Here is an 18471-nt window from a genome sequence, read left to right as displayed (position 1 = left end):
CCATGAGCAAAAGAAAGCTGGTTCCGTTGCTGGTGTACATCCTGTTCCTGCTGGTGCCGATCTACTGGCTGCTGAACATGTCGTTCAAGAGCAACACCGAAATCCTCGGCGGCCTGACGCTTTTCCCACAGGCCTTCACGCTGGCGAACTACAAGGTGATCTTCACCGATCCGAGCTGGTACACCGGTTATCTCAACTCGCTGTATTACGTCAGCCTCAACACGGTGATTTCCCTGAGCGTGGCGTTACCGGCGGCTTACGCGTTTTCACGCTATCGTTTCCTCGGCGACAAACACCTGTTTTTCTGGCTGCTGACCAATCGCATGGCGCCGCCGGCGGTGTTCTTGCTGCCGTTCTTTCAGTTGTATTCGTCGATCGGCCTGTTCGATACGCACATCGCCGTGGCGCTGGCGCACTGCCTGTTCAACGTGCCGCTGGCGGTGTGGATTCTCGAAGGTTTCATGTCCGGCGTGCCCAAGGAGATCGACGAAACGGCCTACATCGACGGCTACAGTTTCCCCAAGTTCTTCGTGAAGATTTTCATCCCTTTGATCGGTTCCGGCATCGGTGTCACGGCATTTTTCTGCTTCATGTTTTCCTGGGTCGAACTGCTGCTGGCGCGCACGCTGACCTCGGTCAATGCCAAGCCGATTGCGGCGGTGATGACGCGCACGGTGTCGGCGTCGGGGATCGATTGGGGCGTGCTGGCAGCGGCGGGGGTGTTGACCATCCTGCCGGGCATGCTGGTGATCTGGTTTGTACGCAACCACGTGGCCAAGGGCTTTGCCCTCGGTCGGGTGTGAGGAGCTGATGATGGAATGGATGAGCTGGACGACTCCGACCGCCGCGTTCTTCATCGGCATCGGTTTGATTCTGGTGGGCATGACCACCTGGGAATTGCGCTCGCCGAGCATCTTGCGGCGCGGGTTTCTGCCGATTGCCACGACCCGTGGCGATCGCTTGTTTATCGGTCTTCTCGGCAGCGCCTACCTGCACTTGCTGGTAATCGGCGTCACCGACTGGAGCATCTGGGTCGCGTCCGCGCTGTCCCTGGTGTGGCTGTTGGCTGTGATGCGTTGGGGCTAGTCGAATCGTTCGGCAATGCGGCTCCACAACTTAAACAGGAGGTCTCTATGTTCGATAAAAACAATAAGCTGCGACATAGCATTTCATTGGCAGCCATGCTGGCACTCAGCGGTTTGAGCGCGTCTGCCTGGGCCGACGCCTACGAAGATGCTGCGAAAAAATGGATCGGCAGCGAGTTCAAGCCCTCGACCCTGACGGCCGAACAGCAGCTGGAAGAATTGAAGTGGTTCATCAAGGCCGCCGAGCCGTTTCGCGGCATGGACATCAAGGTCGTTTCCGAGACCCTGACCACCCACGAATACGAGTCCAAGGTGCTGGCCAAGGCCTTCAGCGAAATCACCGGGATCAAGCTCACCCACGACCTGCTGCAGGAAGGCGACGTGGTCGAGAAAATGCAGACGGTGATGCAGTCGGACAAGAACATCTATGACGGCTGGGTCAACGACTCGGACCTGATCGGTACGCACTTTCGCTACGGCAAGACCGAATCGATCACCGACCTGATGGCCAACGAAGGCAAGAACTTCACCTCGCCGACCCTCGACATCAAGGACTTCATCGGCATCTCGTTCACCACCGCACCGGACGGCAAGATCTATCAACTGCCCGACCAGCAGTTCGCCAACCTGTACTGGTTCCGTGCCGACTGGTTCGAACGCGCCGACCTGAAAGCCAAGTTCAAGGAGAAGTTCGGTTACGAGCTGGGCGTGCCGGTGAACTGGTCGGCCTATGAAGACATCGCCAAATTCTTCAGCGAAGACGTCAAGGAAATTGATGGCAAACGCGTTTACGGGCACATGGACTACGGCAAGAAAGACCCGTCGCTAGGCTGGCGCTTCACCGACGCCTGGTTCTCCATGGCTGGCGGCGGCGACAAGGGCATTCCCAACGGGTTGCCGGTGGACGAGTGGGGCATCCGCGTCGAGGACTGCCACCCGGTCGGCTCCAGCGTGACCCGCGGCGGTGACACCAACGGCCCGGCGGCGGTGTTTGCCACCACCAAATACGTCGACTGGCTGAAGAAGTACGCGCCACCGGAAGCGGCCGGCATGACCTTCTCCGAATCCGGCCCGGTGCCGTCGCAAGGCAACATCGCCCAGCAGATCTTCTGGTACACCGCCTTCACCGCCGACATGACCAAACCGGGCCTGCCGGTGGTCAACGCCGATGGCACGCCGAAATGGCGCATGGCGCCATCGCCGCGCGGGCCGTATTGGGAGGAGGGCATGAAGCTTGGTTATCAGGACGTGGGTTCGTGGACGTTCATGAAATCCACGCCTGAGAAGCAGAAACTCGCAGCGTGGCTGTACGCGCAGTTCGTCACTTCGAAAACCGTGTCGCTGAAGAAAACCATTGTCGGCCTGACGCCGATTCGCGAGTCGGACATCAACTCGCAGGCGATGACCGATATGGCGCCGAAACTCGGCGGTCTGGTCGAGTTCTACCGCAGCCCGGCCCGCGTGCAATGGACCCCGACCGGGACCAACGTGCCGGACTACCCGCGTCTGGCGCAACTGTGGTGGAGCCACATCGCCGAAGCGGCGAGCGGCGAGAAGACCCCGCAACAGGCGCTTGATGGCCTGGCCAAGGACCAGGACCGCATCATGGAACGCCTCGAACGCTCCAAGGCCCAGGCCGTATGTGCACCGAAAATGAACCCGGAACGCGACGCGCAATACTGGTTTGACCAGCCGGGCGCACCGAAGCCGAAACTGGCCAACGAGAAGCCGAAGGGCGAGACGGTGAGCTATAGCGAGCTGCTGAAATCGTGGGCGGATGCGCGTAAGTGATGTTGGAGATGTGAGAAGCGAACGGCACCGGAAGGTGCCGTTTTCTTTTCTGGCTGATTTACCGAGTCGCCAACAGACTGGCTCCTGATTTTTCAGGTCAGCGATTCTGACTTTCAGCTCAGAACTGCCAGCTGTTCGATCGTCTGCGGAAAACGCTCGACCAGACGAATCAATGTCGTCGCCTGGGCATTGGGCGTGGCTCGGCCCTGTTCCCAGTTTTCGAGAGTGCGGGTGTTGGTGCGCAGGTACATTGCAAACACCGATCGGGAGAGGTTGAGTTGTTGACGGATGGCGACCACTTCTTCGGCGGTGATCGGCACCAGTTTGGGCAACTGGACCTTGTGGGTGCGCAGCGTAATCTTGCCTTGACGCTCATCGGCCAGGGCGTCCAGGCCATCCATCAGTTCGGAAAAAATGTCACGTTTCATAGTGGGTTCTCGTGTTGAGTTCTCGATCCAGCGTTTGCCTGAACAGTTTCTTTTGCGAGGGCGTCAGGTCGTCTTGATCGCTTTTGCTGTAGACGGTGAACAGCCAGAACTGATCGAAGCCTGACCACCAGTAATAAATGATGCGTAATCCGCTGCGCTTGCCTTTGCCTCTTCGTTGATCGCAGAAGCGGATTTTTCGTAGCCCTCCGGTTTCCTCGATGAGATCGCCTGCTTCGGGATTTTTCAGCAATTCCAACTGGAAGCTGAGAAACAGGTCTTCGTCCAGGTAATCGTTGCGGTGCTTCTGAAACGCAGGGAGTTCGATAAAAAGAGCATCCATGTTTTGTACGCTGCCTACGTATAGTGTTGTCCTGAAAAAGCGAATCGGTCAAGGCTTCCGAGCCATCCATTTCGCTGCTTATTCAACGCTAGACTTCGGTCAAAAAAACACCTGTAGGAAGCGTCGACAGGTGGGGTGAGAAGGTTCGATAGAGGGGAGGGGAGACGTCGCGACTGGCGTGTCGGAAAACGCCCCCGACTCCGTAAGCCGGACCGGACGCGGCGCTCGCCAAGTACTGTTTACTGCGGAAAACCCGCGCAAAAAAAAACGGCACCCGAAGGTGCCGTTTTTTTGTTTCCAGTTCTAACGGAGCAATCAGCCCGCCAGACCCGCCTGTTGTACCAGCACCAGCAATGGCTGCGGGTACACACCCAGGAAGAACGCGACCAGGGCGATGGCCAGCAGCATGACGCCGCCTGCCTTTTGTTCCCAGTGCAACTGGGCGTCGTGGCGACGCAGGTTCGGCTCGATCAGGTACAGGGTGACCATCACGCGCAAGTAGTAGAACACGCCGATGGCGCTGCCCAGCACCAGCGCACCGACCAGCCACCATTGGTGCGATTCGACACCGCTGGCGATGATGTAGAACTTGCCGATGAAGCCTGCGGTCAGCGGGATACCGGCCAGCGACAGCATCATCACGGTCAGCACGGCGGTCAGGTACGGACGGCGCCAGAACAGGCCGCGATACTCGTACAGGGCGTCGGCGTCACGGCCGTTGTATGGCGAGGACATCAGAGTGATCACACCGAAGGCGCCGAGGCTGGTGATCACGTAGGTGACCAGGTACACGCCGATGGCTTCCACCGCCAGACCCTTGCTCGCCACCAGCGCGATCAGCAGGTAGCCGAAGTGCGCGATGGACGAGTAACCGAGCAGACGCTTGAGGTTGCTCTGGGTCAGGGCCAGCAGGTTACCGAACAGGATCGACGCGACGGCGATGACGCTGAGCACATCGCTCAGCACACCGCTGCTGGCGGCAGGGGAGATCTGGAACAGACGCACCATCACCGCAAACACCGCCACCTTCGAAGCCGTGGCGAGGAACGCCGCCACCGGGGCCGGCGCACCTTCGTAAACGTCCGGCGTCCACAGGTGGAACGGTACCAGCGACAGCTTGAACGCCAGACCGATCAGCATCATGCCCAGGCCCAGTTGCGCCAGCGAGCTCGGCAAGCCAGTTGCAGCCAGCGCCTGACCGATACCGACGAAGCTCAGCGAACCCGAGTCTGCGTACAGCAGCGCCATACCGAACAACAGGAACGCGGAACCGGCCGCCGACAGCACCATGTACTTGATGCCGGCTTCCAGCGAACGCTTGTTGAAGAAGGCGTAAGCCACCAGACCGTAAACCGGTACCGAGAGCAGTTCCAGGCCGATGAACAAACCGGCCAGGTGCTGCGCGCTGACCAGGACCAGGCCACCGGCGGCGGCCATCAGGATCAGCAGGTACAGTTCTTCGCGGTTGCCCGGGTAGCCCGAGCCGCCATCACCCAGATAAGCATGGGCGAGCGTGACGCAGGCGAGGGTGGCGACCAGGATCAGCGCCATGTACAGGCAAGCGAAGGTGTCGATCTGCAGCAACGGGGTCACGGCCAGAGGCGCGACTTTCAGTGCTGGCAGGATCGACAGCAAGGCCAGGTTCAGACCAGCGACCGAGATCAGGAAGGTCTGCGAGTGGTTGCGGCGCCAGGCGATTGCCAGCATCACCACGATAATGGTGAGGCTGGTGATCAACAGTGGCGCAAGCGCAATAAAGTGTTGAATCGTGAATTCCATAGCGCTCTTACCGGGCCGAAGCGAGTTGAGTGAAGGCGGTGCCGAGCCACTGCTGCACGCCATGCATCGTGGCGGCAGAGGTGTCGAGGAACGGTTGCGGGTAGACGCCGAGGTAAACCAGCAGCACCGCAAGGCCCAGCACCATGATCAGTTCGCGCGCGTCCATGCCGTGCAGCACCGCGTCGGATTTCGACGGGCCGAAGTAGGCACGGTGGATCATGATCAGCGAGTACACCGAGCCGAACACCAGACCGGAGGTGGCGATCGCCGTGACCCATGGAGCGCTGGCGAAGGAGCCGATCAGGATCAGGAATTCGCCGACAAAGTTACCGGTACCCGGCAGACCCAGCGACGCCGCCGCGAAGAACAGGCTGATCGCCGGCAGGTAGGCGATGCGCGACCACAGGCCGCCCATCTCGCGCATGTCACGAGTATGCAGACGCTCGTACAACTGACCGCTGAGGATAAACAGTGCCGCGGCCGACAGACCGTGCGCCAACATCTGGATCACTGCGCCTTGCAGCGCCAGTTGGCTGCCGGAGTAGATGCCGATCAACACGAAGCCCATGTGGGAAACGGAAGAGAAGGCAATCAGACGCTTGATGTCGGTTTGTGCGAACGCCAGGAACGCGCCGTAGAAAATCCCGATCAGACCGAGGGTCATGGCAATCGGCGCAAACTCGGCCGAAGCATTCGGGAACAGTGGCAGGGCGAAACGCAGCAGACCGTAAGCAGCGGTTTTCAGCAAGATACCGGCGAGGTCGACGGAACCGGCAGTCGGCGCCTGGGCGTGGGCATCAGGCAGCCACGAGTGGAACGGTACGACCGGCAGCTTGACCGCGAAGGCGATGAAGAAGCCGAGCATCAGGATGTACTCGGTGGTCATCGACATCTTGGTTTTCAACAGGTCGGCGTAGTTGAAAGTAATCACGCCAGTGTTGTTGAAGTTGACCAGCACCAGACCGAGGATCGCCACCAGCATGATCAGGCCGGAAGCCTGAGTGAAGATGAAGAACTTGGTCGCCGCGTAGATCCGGGTTTTCTTGCCGTCCGAAGAACTGTGACCCCAGAGCGCGATGAGGAAGTACATCGGCACCAGCATCATTTCCCAGAAGAAGAAGAACATGAACAGGTCGAGGGCGAGGAACACGCCGACAACGCCGCCCAGGATCCACATCAGGTTCAGGTGGAAGAAGCCAACATGACGTTGAATCTCTTTCCACGAGCAGAGTACCGAGAGGATACCCAGCAGACCGGTCAGCAGGATCATCAACAGCGACAGGCCGTCGAGGGCCAGGTGCACGTTGATGCCGAAGCGCTGGATCCAGACATGCTTGAACTCAAGTGCCCAGGTCGGATCGGCGCCAGGCGCCGGTGCAAATGAATAGTCACCGTGGGCCCACAGCCAGAGGCCGAGGGCGAGTTCCAGGGTCATGGTCAACAGCGCAATCCAGCGCGGGAGGGTAGCGCCGAAGCGCTCACCCATCCAGCACAGCAGGCCGCCGATGAAGGGAATCAGGATTAGCCAAGGCAGAATCATGACGGGCTCGTTTCCTTTCGCAAATTCGCAAGGTTCATATCAGACCGCTACCAGCACGATGGCGCCGATTACCAGCACGGCACCAGCAGCCATCGAGGCGGCATACCAACGCAGTTGACCGGTCTCGGTGCGGCTCAGGGCAGTGTGACCACCCTTGGCCATACGCGGGATCAGACCGATGGTCTGGTCGAGCGGGTCTTTGCGCAGTACATGGCTGATCGCAAGGTACGGCTTGACGAACAGTTTGTCGTAGATCCAGTCGAAGCCCCAGGCAGCGAACCACCAGGCCGAAAGGAAACGGCCGATGCCGCTGTTGGCGATCGCCGTGACGAAACGACGCTTGCCAAGGAACAGCAGGGCCGCCAGCAGGATACCGGCCAGGGCGATGGCGCCCGAAGCGATTTCCAGACTGTGCTTGGCTTCGCCACCGGCATGCCCGACGCTTTCCGGCAGAACGCCGTGCAGCGGCGGTACGATCATCGCGCCGACGAAGGTCGACAGCACGATCAGCACCGACAGTGGCAGCCAGTGTGCGACGCCGTGGCCGGCGTGGGCTTCGGTCTTGGCTTCACCGTGGAACGTGATGAAGATCAGGCGGAAGGTGTACAGCGAGGTCATGAACGCACCGACCAGACCGGCATACAGCAGACCGTGGTTGCCGCTGGCGAACGCTTCCCAAAGGATTTCGTCCTTGGAGTAGAAGCCTGCGGTGACCAGTGGCAGAGCGGCCAATGCAGCACCACCGACGATGAAGCTGGCGTAGGCCAGTGGCAGTTTCTTCCACAGACCGCCCATCTTGAAGATGTTCTGCTCGTGGTGGCAGGCAACGATCACCGCACCGGAAGCAAGGAACAGCAGGGCCTTGAAGAATGCGTGGGTCATCAGGTGGAAAATCGCGCCATCCCAGGCGCCAACACCCAGCGCCAGGAACATGTAGCCGATCTGGCTCATGGTCGAGTAGGCGAGGATACGTTTGATGTCGGTTTGCACCAGCGCGGCGAAACCGGCCAGTACCAGCGTCACGCCACCAACGATGCCGACCAGGTGCAGGATGTCCGGCGCCAGGGTGAACAGACCGTGGGTACGGGCGATCAGGTAGACACCGGCGGTGACCATGGTCGCGGCGTGGATCAGTGCCGACACCGGAGTCGGGCCAGCCATCGCATCCGCAAGCCAGGTTTGCAGCGGCAGTTGTGCCGATTTACCAACCGCACCGCCCAGCAGCATCAGAGTGGCCAGGGTGATCCAGAAGTCGCCGACCTGGAATTTCTGCGGTGCCAGCACCAGCAGTTCCTGAATGTTCAACGTGCCCACTTGCTGGAACAGGATGAACAGGCCGATGGCCATGAACACATCACCGATCCGGGTCACGATGAAAGCCTTGAGTGCCGCGTTACCGTTGTTGCGGTTGCTGTAGTAGAAACCGATCAACAGGTACGAGCACAGGCCCACGCCTTCCCAGCCGAAGTACAGGAACAACAGGTTATCGCCGAGCACCAGGAACAGCATGCTGGCGATAAACAGGTTGGTGTACGAGAAGAAGCGCGAGTAGCCCGCTTCGCCGCGCATGTACCAGGACGCGAACAGGTGGATCAGGAAACCGACGCCGACCACCACGCCGAGCATGGTGATCGACAGGCCGTCGATGTAGAGGGCGAAGTCAGGCTTGAAGCCTTCCACCGCCATCCACTGCCACAGCACCAGGGTGTAGTGACCGCCTTCGGGAGGCGCGACGTTGAATTGCCAGATGACGTAAGCGGTGACGATCGCCGACAAGCCAATGGAGCCCACGCCGACCAGCGCCGAGAGGTTTTCCGACCAGCGTCCACGGGAGAACGACAGCAGCAGGAAACCGATGAGAGGAAATACGAAAGTCAGAAAGATCAGGTTCATCCGCGCATCTCACTGGCAGCGTCGATATCGAGCGTGTGGAAGCGGCGATACAGTTGCAGCAGGATCGCCAGGCCAATACTGGCCTCGGCGGCTGCCAGGCTGATCACCAGGATGAACATGATCTGTCCATCCGGCTGCGCCCAGCGGGCGCCCGCGACGATGAAGGCCAGGGCAGAGGCGTTCATCATCACTTCCAGACTCATCAACACGAACAAAATGTTGCGGCGGACCATCAGGCCGACCAGACCAAGGCAGAACAGGATGCCGGCAACCGCCAGTCCATGTTCGAGAGGGATAGCAGGCATGTCTTACTCCTTCGCCTCGTTACGGCCCAAATGGAACGCCGTGACGGCTGCGGCGAGCAGCAGCATCGAGGCGAGTTCGACCACCAGCAGATACGGGCCGAACAGGCTGATGCCCACGGCCTTGGCGTCTACGGTGGTGTGGCCGATGGCCTGACCGCTCTGGTGAGCGAACAGCACATACAGCAGTTCGGCCAGCAGCAGCCCGGCGAGAATCACCGGTCCTGCCCAGATGCCGGGCTTGAGCCAGGTGCGTTCCTGCTGAACCGAGGCCGGGCCGAGGTTCAACATCATCACCACGAACACGAACAGCACCATGATGGCGCCGGCGTAGGCGATCACTTCCAGCACACCGGCGAACGGTGCGCCGAGGGCGAAGAAGGTCATGGCCACGGCGATCAACGAGATGATCAGGTAGAGCAGGGCGTGCACAGGGTTGGTGTTGGTGACCACACGAAGCGTGGACACCACCGCGATACCCGATGCGAAATAGAAAGCGAATTCCATCGTTCTTCCTTAAGGCAGCAAGCTCTTCACGTTGATCGGTTCGGCTTCGTTCTGCGCAGCGCCTTTCGGCTTGCCAGCGATTGCCATACCTGCAACACGATAGAAGTTGTAATCAGGGTTTTTGCCGGGGCCGGAGATCAGAAGATCTTCTTTCTCGTACACCAGATCCTGACGTTTGAACTCGGCCATCTCGAAATCCGGGGTCAGCTGGATTGCGGTGGTCGGGCAGGCTTCCTCGCAGAGACCGCAGAAAATGCAGCGCGAGAAGTTGATACGGAAGAAGTCCGGGTACCAGCGACCGTCTTCGGTTTCAGCTTTCTGCAGCGAGATGCAACCCACCGGGCACGCCACGGCGCACAGGTTGCAGGCTACGCAGCGTTCTTCGCCATCGGGGTCGCGGGTCAGGACGATGCGGCCACGGTAACGCGGCGGCAGGTAGACCTGTTCTTCCGGATATTGCAGGGTGTCACGCTTGCGAAAGCCATGGCCGAAGACCATGACCAGGCTGCGCAACTGGGTACCGGTACCCTTAACGATGTCGCCAATATATTTGAACATGGGTCAAATCCTCACTGAACCGCAACCGCAGGCGTGTTCAACAACACAACCGCAGCGGTCACCAGCAAATTGATCAGGGTCAGTGGCAGGCAGAATTTCCAGCTGAAATCCATCACCTGGTCATAACGCGGACGCGGGATGGACGCGCGCAGCAGGATGAACAGCATGATGAAGAACGCGGTCTTCAGTGCGAACCAGACGAAGGACAGTTGCGGCAGGATGCCGAACGGACCGTGCCAGCCACCGAAGAACAGGGTGACCAGCAGCGCCGAGATCAGGATGATGCCGATGTATTCACCGACGAAGAACATGCCCCATTTCATACCGGCGTATTCAATGTGGTAACCGTCGGCCAGTTCCTGTTCTGCTTCCGGCTGGTCGAACGGGTGACGGTGAGTCACGGCAACGCCAGCGATGAAGAAGGTACAGAAGCCGAAGAACTGCGGAATGATGAACCACAGGTTCTGCGCCTGGTACTCGACGATGTCGCGCATGTTGAACGAGCCGACCTGAACCACGATGCCCATCAGCGCAAGGCCCATGAACACTTCGTAGGACACGGTCTGCGCCGAGGCGCGCAAGCTGCCGAGCAGGGCGAACTTGTTGTTGCTCGACCAGCCGGCGAACAGCACCGCGTAGACCGACAGACCGGCCATGGCGAAGAAGAACAGCAGGCCGATGTTCAGATCCGCCACGCCCCAGGTCGGGGTGATCGGGATGATTGCGAAGGCGATCAGCAGGGCCGACATGGCGACCACCGGTGCCAGGGTGAAGATCACCTTGTCGGCAAACGGCGGGGTCCAGTCTTCCTTGAAGAACATCTTGAGCATGTCGGCGGCGATCTGGAACATGCCGAACGGGCCAACGCGGTTCGGACCGTAACGGTCCTGCCACCAGCCCAGCAGGCGACGTTCGACAAAGCTCAGCAAGGCGCCTGCGACCACCACGGCCAGCAGGATCACGATGGCTTTGATGACCGTCAGGATCACATCGATCACTTCAGGGGTGAACCAGGTCATTGCGCTGCCTCCTGCAGACCGTCGACGGACACGCCGGCGAATGCCGGTGGAATGCCGGCGATGCCCGCAGGCAGTGCCACCAGACCGGCGCCCAGTTCTTCCTTGATGCGCAGCGGCAGACGCAGGGTCTGGCCGGCCACGTTCAGGCTCAGCAGGGCACCGTCGTTGACGCCCAGGCGATCCGCTTCGGATTTCGCCAGTGCCACGTAAGGGGCCGGAATGCGCTCTTGCACCGGGGCGGCTTTCGAAGAGTTTTCTTCGCTGCCGAACAGGTGGAAGAACGGCACGGCTTGCCAGGTACCCGGCGCCGGGTTGAATGCACGCGGCGCAGCGGCGAACCAGTTCAGCGAGTCGCCAGTGCTTTCGATCAGGCGGGTGCCCGGATCGCCAGCACGCAGGTGACCACCGACCTCGTCCTGAAACTTGTTCCACGCTTGTGGCGAGTTCCAGCCCGGCGACCAGGCAAACGGCACCTGCTGACGCGGTTCGGCAGAGCCCGAGTAACCTTCCATGGAGAAGGCAAACGCGGTGTCGTGGTCTTGCGGCATGCGCGGTTCGTGGACGCTGATGTCGGCGCGCATCGCGGTGCGACCGGAATAACGCAGCGGCTCACGCGCCAGTTTCAGACCCTTGATGCGGAACGCAGCTGAAGGGGCTGCATCGACGATACGTGCCAGCTGTTCGGTGCTCGAAGCCACGGCAGCGGTAACGTGGTCGAGTTGCGTCCAGTCGATCGGCTGGTTCAGCAGGGTCGCACGCAGGGCGTGCAGCCAGCGCCAGCCTTCGTGAACGAGGATGCTCGCGTCCAGATATTGCGGATCGAAAACCTGGAAGAAGCGCTGGGCGCGGCCTTCCTGGCTGACCAGCGTACCGTCGCCCTCGGCAAAGCTCGCCGCTGGCAGAACCAGGTGCGCGCGATCAGTGGTGGCGGTTTTCTGATGGTCGGCAGCGATCACCACTTTCGCGGCGTTCAGTGCGGCATCGACTTTGGTTTTGGCAGTGCGGGTGTACAGATCGTTTTCCAGCACGACGATCGCATCGGCCTTGCCATCGATCACCGCTTGCAGCGCGGCGTCGACCGATTCGCCACCGAGCATGGCCAGGCCGAGGCTGTTGGCTTCCGGCACGATCAGGCTGATCGAACCGTTCTTCTCGCGCAGCTTCAGGGCTTTGGCGATGTTCGCGGCAGCTTCGATCAAGGCTTTGGAGCCCAGCGAAGTACCGGCGATGATCAGCGGACGCTTGGCCGCGAGCAGGGCGTCGGCGATGCGCTGCGCCAGTTCCAGCGCTTCAGCGTCCAGACCTTCAACGGCCGGAGCGCTGGCATCCAAAGCGTGAGCAACGGCGAAACCGATGCGTGCCAGATCGTCTGGAGCGGCGTGTACACATTCTTCAGCGACGTCGTCGAGCTTGGTTTCGGCGAGGCTGGCGATGAACAGCGGGTTCAGCGCGTGCTGACCGATGTTCTTCACTGCCGCGTCGAGCCAAGGCTGGACGCGCATGGCTTCGGCCATGTCTTCAGCCTTGCCCTTGACCGACTGACGCAGGGCCAGCGCCATACGCGCGGCGGTCTGGGTCAGATCTTCGCCGAGGACGAAGATCGCGTCGTGGTCTTCGATGTCGCGCATGTTCGGCACGGGCAGCGGGCTGTCTTTGAGCACCTGCAGGACCAGACGGATGCGCTCCAGTTCGGAGGCTTCGATACCCGAGTAGAAGTGCTCGGCGCCGACCAGTTCGCGCAACGCATAGTTGCTTTCGAGGCTGGCACGCGGCGAACCGATACCGACGATGTTGCGGCCGCGCAGCAGGTCGGCGGCTTTATCCAGCGCGTCGTCCAGGCTCAGCTTGGTGCCGTCGGCCAGCAGCGGCTGACGTGGGCGGTCGGTGCGGTTGACGTAGCCATAACCGAAACGGCCACGGTCGCAGAGGAAGTACTGGTTCACCGAACCGTTGAAACGGTTTTCGATGCGACGCAGTTCACCGTAACGCTCGCCCGGCGAAATGTTGCAACCGCTCGAGCAGCCATGGCAGATGCTTGGGGCAAACTGCATGTCCCATTTACGGTTGTAGCGCTCGGAGTGAGTCTTGTCGGTGAACACACCGGTCGGGCAGACCTCGGTGAGGTTGCCGGAGAACTCGCTTTCGAGGGTGCCGTCTTCAACGCGACCGAAGTACACGTTGTCGTGGGCGCCGAACACACCGAGGTCGGTGCCGCCGGCGTAGTCCTTGTAGAAACGCACGCAGCGGTAGCAGGCGATGCAGCGGTTCATTTCGTGGGAAATGAACGGGCCCAGTTGCTGGTTCTGGTGGGTGCGTTTGCTGAAGCGATAACGGCGCTCGTTGTGGCCGGTCATCACGGTCATGTCTTGCAGGTGGCAGTGACCACCTTCCTCGCACACCGGGCAGTCGTGCGGGTGGTTGGTCATCAGCCATTCGACAACGCTGGCGCGGAACGCCTTGGATTCTTCATCGTCGATGGAGATCCAGGTGTTGTCGGTGGCAGGCGTCATGCAGGACATGACGATGCGACCGCGGGTGTCGTTTTCGTCGGTGTACTGCTTGACCGCGCACTGGCGGCAGGCCCCGACGCTACCAAGCGCGGGGTGCCAGCAGAAATATGGAATGTCGAGGCCCAGCGACAGACATGCCTGTAACAGGTTGTCTGCCCCGTCGACTTCGAGCGCTTTGCCGTCTACGTGGATAGTGGCCATGGTTCAAAGGTCTTCGTTGGCCCGGTGTCAGCGGGCGTGGCTAATGGAATCTTGTTATGCGTCCGAATCCAGTCAGCCCCGAAAGGCGTCATCGGACGAAAGGCGAAGGGCACGGACCCTTCGCCTTTTTAAGCGTTTACGCGCCGACTACGATCGGCCTTGCCAGAGGCGGGACGGCGGCGCTGACAGGCGCGATACCGGCTTCGAACTCTGGACGGAAGTATTTGATGGCACTGCCCAATGGCTCCACGGCACCCGGTGCGTGAGCACAGAAGGTCTTGCCCGGGCCGAGGAAACCGACCAGACCCAGCAGGGTCTCGATGTCGCCGGGCTGACCGCGGCCTTCTTCGATGGCCATCAGCAGCTTGACGCTCCATGGCAGGCCATCGCGGCACGGTGTGCAGAAACCGCAGGATTCGCGGGCGAAGAACTGCTCCATGTTGCGCAGCAGCGAGACCATGTTGACGCTGTCGTCCACGGCCATCGCCAGACCGGTACCCATACGGGTGCCGACCTTGGCAATGCCACCGGCATACATTTGTGCGTCGAGGTGTTCTGGCAGGAGGAAACCGGTACCGGCGCCACCTGGCTGCCAGGCCTTGAGCTTGAAGCCGTCGCGCATGCCGCCGGCGTAATCTTCGAACAACTCGCGACCGGTGACGCCGAACGGCAGTTCCCACAGGCCAGGGTTCTTGACCTTGCCGGAGAAGCCCATGAGCTTGGTGCCCATGTCTTCGGAGCCTTCGCGGGCCAGCGATTTGTACCAGTCAACGCCGTCGGCAATAATCGCCGGCACGTTGCACAGGGTTTCGACGTTGTTCACGCAGGTCGGCTTGCCCCAAACGCCAACGGCGGCAGGGAAGGGCGGCTTGGAGCGCGGGTTGGCGCGGCGGCCTTCGAGGGAGTTGATCAGTGCGGTTTCTTCACCGCAGATGTAACGCCCGGCGCCAGTGTGGACGAACAGCTCGAAATCGAAACCGCTGCCCAGAATATTCTTGCCCAGCAGGCCCGCAGCCTTGGCTTCTTCCACGGCACGGTTGAGGTGCTTGGCGGCGGTGGTGTATTCGCCGCGCAGGAAGATATAGCCACGGTAGGTTTTCAGCGCGCGAGCACTGATCAGCATGCCTTCGATCAGCAGATGGGGCAGTTGCTCCATCAGCATGCGGTCTTTCCAGGTGTTCGGCTCCATCTCGTCCGCGTTGCACAGCAGGTAGCGGATGTTGATGGATTCGTCCTTGGGCATCAGACCCCACTTCACGCCAGTGGGGAAGCCTGCACCGCCGCGACCTTTGAGGCCGGCGTCTTTCACGGTCTGGACGATGGCGTCCTGATCCATGTCGGCGAAGGCTTTGCGCGCAGCGGCGTAACCGTTCTTGGCCTGGTATTCGTCGAGCCACACGGCTTCGCCGTCATCGCGCAGACGCCAGGTCAGCGGGTGAGTCTCGGCCGAGCGCTGAATGCGGTTGGCAGGACCAAAAGATGTCAGGGTCATACGTAGCCCTCGAGCAGTTTGGCCACGCCAGCAGGCTGCACGTCGCCAAAGGTGTCGTCGTCGATCATCAGCGCCGGTGCCTTGTCGCAGTTGCCGAGGCAGCAGACAGGCAGCAGGGTGAAACGACCGTCGGCGGTGGTCTGACCCAGGCCGATGCCCAGATTGTTCTGGATTTCGCTGACCACCGACTCGTGGCCGCCGATGTAGCAGACCATGCTGTCGCAGACGCGAATGATGTGGCGGCCAACCGGTTGACGGAAGATCTGGCTGTAGAACGTCGCCACGCCTTCAACGTCGCTGGCCGGGATGCCGAGGATCTCGCCGATCGCGTACAAGGCACCGTCCGGCACCCAGCCGCGTTCCTTCTGAACGATCTTCAGGGCTTCGATCGACGCCGCGCGCGGGTCTTCGTAGTGATGCAACTCGTGCTCGATGGCCGAGCGCTCGGTTTCACTCAAGGTGAAACGGTCTGTCTGGATAAGCGTGCTGTTCATGCTTAGCGGTCCACGTCGGCCATAACGAAGTCGATACTACCCAGGTACGCAATCAAGTCCGCGACCATGCTGCCTTTGATCACCGAAGGGATCTGCTGCAGGTGCGGGAAGCTCGGAGTGCGGATCCGGGTACGGTAGCTCATGGTGCCGCCGTCGCTCGTCAGGTAATAACTGTTGATACCCTTGGTCGCTTCGATCATCTGGAAGGATTCGTTGGCCGGCATGACCGGGCCCCACGAAACCTGCAGGAAGTGCGTGATCAGGGTTTCGATGTGCTGCAGCGTGCGCTCTTTCGGCGGCGGCGTGGTCAGCGGGTGATCCGCCTTGTACGGGCCTTCCGGCATGTTGCGCATGCACTGGTCGATGATCTTGATGCTCTGGCGCATCTCTTCGACGCGGACCATGCAGCGGTCGTAGGCATCGCCGTTGACGGCCAGCGGCACTTCGAATTCGAAGTTCTCGTAGCCCGAGTACGGACGCGCTTTACGCAGGTCGAAATCGCAACCGGTCGAACGCAGGCCAGCACCGGTGACGCCCCATTCCAGGGCCTCTTTGGTGTTGTAGGCAGCGACGCCGACGGTACGACCCTTGAGGATGCTGTTCTGCAGGGCGGCCTTGGTGTATTCGTCCAGACGCTTGGGCATCCACTCGACGAAGTCCTTGACCAGTTTTTCCCAGCCGCGCGGCAGGTCGTGGGCGACGCCACCGATGCGGTACCAGGCCGGGTGCAGACGGAAACCGGTGATCGCTTCGATCACCGTGTACGCCTTCTGGCGGTCGGTGAAGGTGAAGAACACCGGTGTCATCGCGCCGACGTCCTGGATGTAGGTACCCAGGAACAGCAGGTGGCTGGTGATCCGGAAGAACTCGGCCATCATGATGCGGATGACGTCGACCTTCTGCGGCACCTTGATGCCGGCCAGCTTTTCGACCGAGAGCACGTACGGCAGGTTGTTCATCACGCCGCCAAGGTAGTCGATGCGGTCGGTGTACGGAATGTAGCTGTGCCAGGACTGACGCTCGCCCATCTTCTCGGCGCCACGGTGGTGGTAACCGATGTCCGGGACGCAATCGACGATTTCTTCACCGTCCAGCTGCAGGATGATACGGAACGCACCGTGCGCCGAAGGGTGGTTCGGGCCGAGGTTGAGGAACATGTAGTCCTCGTTGGCGCCGGAACGCTTCATGCCCCAGTCTTCAGGGCAGAAACGCGCGGCTTCTTCCTCAAGCTGCTGCTTGGCGAGGTTGAGGCTGAACGGATCGAATTCGGTGGCGCGCGCCGGGAAGTCCTTGCGCAGCGGGTGACCTTCCCAGGTCGGCGGCATCATGATGCGCGACAGGTGCGGGTGGCCTTTGAAGTCGATGCCGAACATGTCCCAGACTTCACGCTCGTACCAGTTGGCGTTCGGCCAGATGCTGGTGACGGAAGGCATGCTGAGGTCGCCTTCGGACAAGGCCACCTTGATCATCACGTCACTGTTACGTTCCAGCGACATGAGGTGATAGAACACGGTGAAATCGGCGCCGGTCGGCAGCCCTTGACGCTTGGTGCGCAGACGCTCGTCCACGCCGTGCAGGTCATAGAGCATGACGTACGGCTTGGGTAGGTTGCGCAGGAAAGTAAGGACTTCAACCAGTTTGGCGCGGGCCACCCACAGCACCGGCATGCCGGTGCGGGTTGCCTGAGCGGTGAACGCCTCGGCGCCAAAGCGGTTGTTCAATTCGACGACCACATCCTGGTCGTCTGCCTTGTAAGGCGGGATGTACAGAGCACTGCCTGTAGTCATGGTTATTTTTTCGCTTTCGGTCAACGTAAAGAATGAAGCCAGCTTCTCGTTACTAAGAACAGATCTGGATCAGACTTCGTCAGGGCTGCGCAGATTGGTGACTGCGATTCGCTGTTCGCGGCGCTGTTCCTTCTGCGAAGGCATGTCGGCGCGATACACGCCTTGATCACCAACGACCCAGGAAAGCGGACGACGCTCCTGTCCAATCGATTCCTGCAACAGCATCAAGCCTTGCAGAAATGCTTCCGGACGGGGCGGGCAGCCAGGTACGTAGACGTCCACGGGCAGGAACTTGTCCACGCCTTGAACCACGGAGTAGATGTCGTACATGCCACCGGAGTTGGCGCAGGAACCCATGGAAATTACCCATTTCGGTTCAAGCATCTGCTCGTAGAGACGCTGAATGATCGGCGCCATCTTGATGAAGCAGGTACCGGCGATAACCATGAAGTCGGCCTGACGCGGCGAGGCCCGGATCACTTCGGCGCCAAAGCGCGCGATGTCGTGGGGCGCCGTGAAGGCGGTGGTCATTTCCACGTAGCAGCACGACAGGCCGAAGTTGTACGGCCACAGGGAGTTTTTACGCCCCCAGTTGACCGCGCCACTCAGCACGTCTTCCAGCTTGCCCATGAAAATGTTTTTGTGGACTTGATCTTCTAACGGATCGGCAACGGTTTCCCGCTGGCCAATCGGATACTGCTCGTTAGGAGCATCGGGGTCGATCCTGGTGAGATTGTATTGCATT

Annotated in this window: 17 protein-coding genes; 3 read left to right on the top strand and 14 right to left on the bottom strand. The window is 60.6% G+C overall.

Annotation, left to right across the window (positions count from 1 at the left end; translation table 11 throughout):
- Positions 1–2: 2 nt before the first annotated feature.
- From ACGSLL_RS24855 to ACGSLL_RS24845, 3 genes are read left to right on the top strand one after another with little or no spacing between them, the layout of a single operon-like run.
- The gene (locus tag ACGSLL_RS24855; RefSeq protein WP_208940615.1) at positions 3–803 is read left to right on the top strand and encodes a carbohydrate ABC transporter permease; all 801 of its coding nucleotides are present in this window, start codon (positions 3–5) and stop codon (positions 801–803) included.
- 10 nt (positions 804–813) lie between these two features.
- A complete protein-coding gene (locus ACGSLL_RS24850) occupies positions 814–1086 on the top strand; it encodes a DUF2160 domain-containing protein (protein ID WP_038861868.1) in 273 nt (90 codons plus the stop codon).
- Between the two features lie 47 nt (positions 1087–1133).
- On the top strand, positions 1134–2876 hold the full coding sequence (locus ACGSLL_RS24845) for an ABC transporter substrate-binding protein (RefSeq protein ID WP_394508316.1): 1743 nt from the start codon (positions 1134–1136) through the stop codon (positions 2874–2876).
- Between the two features lie 113 nt (positions 2877–2989).
- Here ACGSLL_RS24845 and ACGSLL_RS24840 read toward each other — a convergent pair whose 3' ends face one another.
- From ACGSLL_RS24840 to ACGSLL_RS24775, 14 genes are all read right to left on the bottom strand, one after another.
- Complete coding sequence (locus tag ACGSLL_RS24840) at positions 2990–3304, bottom strand: helix-turn-helix domain-containing protein (RefSeq protein WP_394508315.1); 315 nt, start codon at positions 3302–3304, stop codon at positions 2990–2992.
- Positions 3294–3644 carry a toxin gene (locus tag ACGSLL_RS24835; RefSeq protein ID WP_394508314.1) on the bottom strand — a complete coding sequence of 117 codons (351 nt, stop codon included), beginning with the start codon at positions 3642–3644 and terminating at the stop codon, positions 3294–3296. The genes ACGSLL_RS24840 and ACGSLL_RS24835 overlap by 11 nt, the downstream gene beginning before the upstream one ends.
- 315 nt (positions 3645–3959) lie before the next feature.
- Positions 3960–5423: an NADH-quinone oxidoreductase subunit NuoN gene (gene nuoN / locus ACGSLL_RS24830; protein ID WP_394508313.1), complete on the bottom strand. Its 1464-nt coding sequence runs from the start codon at positions 5421–5423 to the stop codon at positions 3960–3962.
- 7 nt (positions 5424–5430) lie between these two features.
- Positions 5431–6963 (bottom strand): NADH-quinone oxidoreductase subunit M, encoded by a 1533-nt coding sequence (gene nuoM, locus ACGSLL_RS24825; protein WP_208940624.1) that lies wholly within the window; start codon positions 6961–6963, stop codon positions 5431–5433.
- 39 nt (positions 6964–7002) lie between these two features.
- Positions 7003–8856, bottom strand: a complete 1854-nt coding sequence (nuoL, locus tag ACGSLL_RS24820) for an NADH-quinone oxidoreductase subunit L (RefSeq protein ID WP_258448708.1) — start codon at positions 8854–8856, stop codon at positions 7003–7005.
- Positions 8853–9161: an NADH-quinone oxidoreductase subunit NuoK gene (gene nuoK, locus ACGSLL_RS24815; RefSeq protein WP_003180046.1), complete on the bottom strand. Its 309-nt coding sequence runs from the start codon at positions 9159–9161 to the stop codon at positions 8853–8855. Before nuoK ends, nuoL begins: the two co-directional genes overlap by 4 nt.
- 3 nt (positions 9162–9164) lie before the next feature.
- Entirely contained in the window at positions 9165–9665 is a 501-nt protein-coding gene (nuoJ, locus tag ACGSLL_RS24810) for an NADH-quinone oxidoreductase subunit J (protein WP_090284375.1), read from the bottom strand.
- 9 nt (positions 9666–9674) lie between these two features.
- Complete coding sequence (nuoI, locus tag ACGSLL_RS24805; protein ID WP_016775283.1) at positions 9675–10223, bottom strand: NADH-quinone oxidoreductase subunit NuoI; 549 nt, start codon at positions 10221–10223, stop codon at positions 9675–9677.
- Between the two features lie 11 nt (positions 10224–10234).
- Positions 10235–11242 (bottom strand): NADH-quinone oxidoreductase subunit NuoH, encoded by a 1008-nt coding sequence (nuoH, locus tag ACGSLL_RS24800; protein ID WP_039763316.1) that lies wholly within the window; start codon positions 11240–11242, stop codon positions 10235–10237.
- Positions 11239–13953 (bottom strand): NADH-quinone oxidoreductase subunit NuoG, encoded by a 2715-nt coding sequence (gene nuoG / locus ACGSLL_RS24795; protein ID WP_394508312.1) that lies wholly within the window; start codon positions 13951–13953, stop codon positions 11239–11241. Before nuoG ends, nuoH begins: the two co-directional genes overlap by 4 nt.
- Before the next feature lie 136 nt (positions 13954–14089).
- Positions 14090–15445 carry an NADH-quinone oxidoreductase subunit NuoF gene (nuoF, locus tag ACGSLL_RS24790; RefSeq protein WP_208940627.1) on the bottom strand — a complete coding sequence of 452 codons (1356 nt, stop codon included), beginning with the start codon at positions 15443–15445 and terminating at the stop codon, positions 14090–14092.
- On the bottom strand, positions 15442–15939 hold the full coding sequence (nuoE, locus tag ACGSLL_RS24785) for an NADH-quinone oxidoreductase subunit NuoE (protein WP_003223804.1): 498 nt from the start codon (positions 15937–15939) through the stop codon (positions 15442–15444). The genes nuoF and nuoE overlap by 4 nt, the downstream gene beginning before the upstream one ends.
- Positions 15940–15941: 2 nt before the next feature.
- Positions 15942–17726, bottom strand: coding sequence for an NADH-quinone oxidoreductase subunit C/D (gene nuoC / locus ACGSLL_RS24780; RefSeq protein WP_394508311.1), 1785 nt, complete (start codon positions 17724–17726; stop codon positions 15942–15944).
- Positions 17727–17795: 69 nt separating this feature from the next.
- On the bottom strand, positions 17796–18470 hold the full coding sequence (locus tag ACGSLL_RS24775) for a NuoB/complex I 20 kDa subunit family protein (protein ID WP_016775278.1): 675 nt from the start codon (positions 18468–18470) through the stop codon (positions 17796–17798).
- Position 18471: the final 1 nt, after the last annotated feature.

Source organism: Pseudomonas retamae, from assembly GCF_043496865.1.
Lineage (GTDB): Bacteria > Pseudomonadota > Gammaproteobacteria > Pseudomonadales > Pseudomonadaceae > Aquipseudomonas > Aquipseudomonas retamae.
This window is presented reverse-complemented; position numbering and strand designations above follow the sequence as displayed.

Coding starts and splice junctions, on each gene's coding strand:
- ACGSLL_RS24855 (WP_208940615.1), top strand. CDS start 3: ATGAGCAAAAGAAAGCTGGTTCCGTTGCTGGTGTACATCCTGTTCCTG.
- ACGSLL_RS24850 (WP_038861868.1), top strand. CDS start 814: ATGGAATGGATGAGCTGGACGACTCCGACCGCCGCGTTCTTCATCGGC.
- ACGSLL_RS24845 (WP_394508316.1), top strand. CDS start 1,134: ATGTTCGATAAAAACAATAAGCTGCGACATAGCATTTCATTGGCAGCC.
- ACGSLL_RS24840 (WP_394508315.1), bottom strand. CDS start 3,304: ATGAAACGTGACATTTTTTCCGAACTGATGGATGGCCTGGACGCCCTG.
- ACGSLL_RS24835 (WP_394508314.1), bottom strand. CDS start 3,644: ATGGATGCTCTTTTTATCGAACTCCCTGCGTTTCAGAAGCACCGCAAC.
- nuoN (WP_394508313.1), bottom strand. CDS start 5,423: ATGGAATTCACGATTCAACACTTTATTGCGCTTGCGCCACTGTTGATC.
- nuoM (WP_208940624.1), bottom strand. CDS start 6,963: ATGATTCTGCCTTGGCTAATCCTGATTCCCTTCATCGGCGGCCTGCTG.
- nuoL (WP_258448708.1), bottom strand. CDS start 8,856: ATGAACCTGATCTTTCTGACTTTCGTATTTCCTCTCATCGGTTTCCTG.
- nuoK (WP_003180046.1), bottom strand. CDS start 9,161: ATGCCTGCTATCCCTCTCGAACATGGACTGGCGGTTGCCGGCATCCTG.
- nuoJ (WP_090284375.1), bottom strand. CDS start 9,665: ATGGAATTCGCTTTCTATTTCGCATCGGGTATCGCGGTGGTGTCCACG.
- nuoI (WP_016775283.1), bottom strand. CDS start 10,223: ATGTTCAAATATATTGGCGACATCGTTAAGGGTACCGGTACCCAGTTG.
- nuoH (WP_039763316.1), bottom strand. CDS start 11,242: ATGACCTGGTTCACCCCTGAAGTGATCGATGTGATCCTGACGGTCATC.
- nuoG (WP_394508312.1), bottom strand. CDS start 13,953: ATGGCCACTATCCACGTAGACGGCAAAGCGCTCGAAGTCGACGGGGCA.
- nuoF (WP_208940627.1), bottom strand. CDS start 15,445: ATGACCCTGACATCTTTTGGTCCTGCCAACCGCATTCAGCGCTCGGCC.
- nuoE (WP_003223804.1), bottom strand. CDS start 15,939: ATGAACAGCACGCTTATCCAGACAGACCGTTTCACCTTGAGTGAAACC.
- nuoC (WP_394508311.1), bottom strand. CDS start 17,726: ATGACTACAGGCAGTGCTCTGTACATCCCGCCTTACAAGGCAGACGAC.
- ACGSLL_RS24775 (WP_016775278.1), bottom strand. CDS start 18,470: ATGCAATACAATCTCACCAGGATCGACCCCGATGCTCCTAACGAGCAG.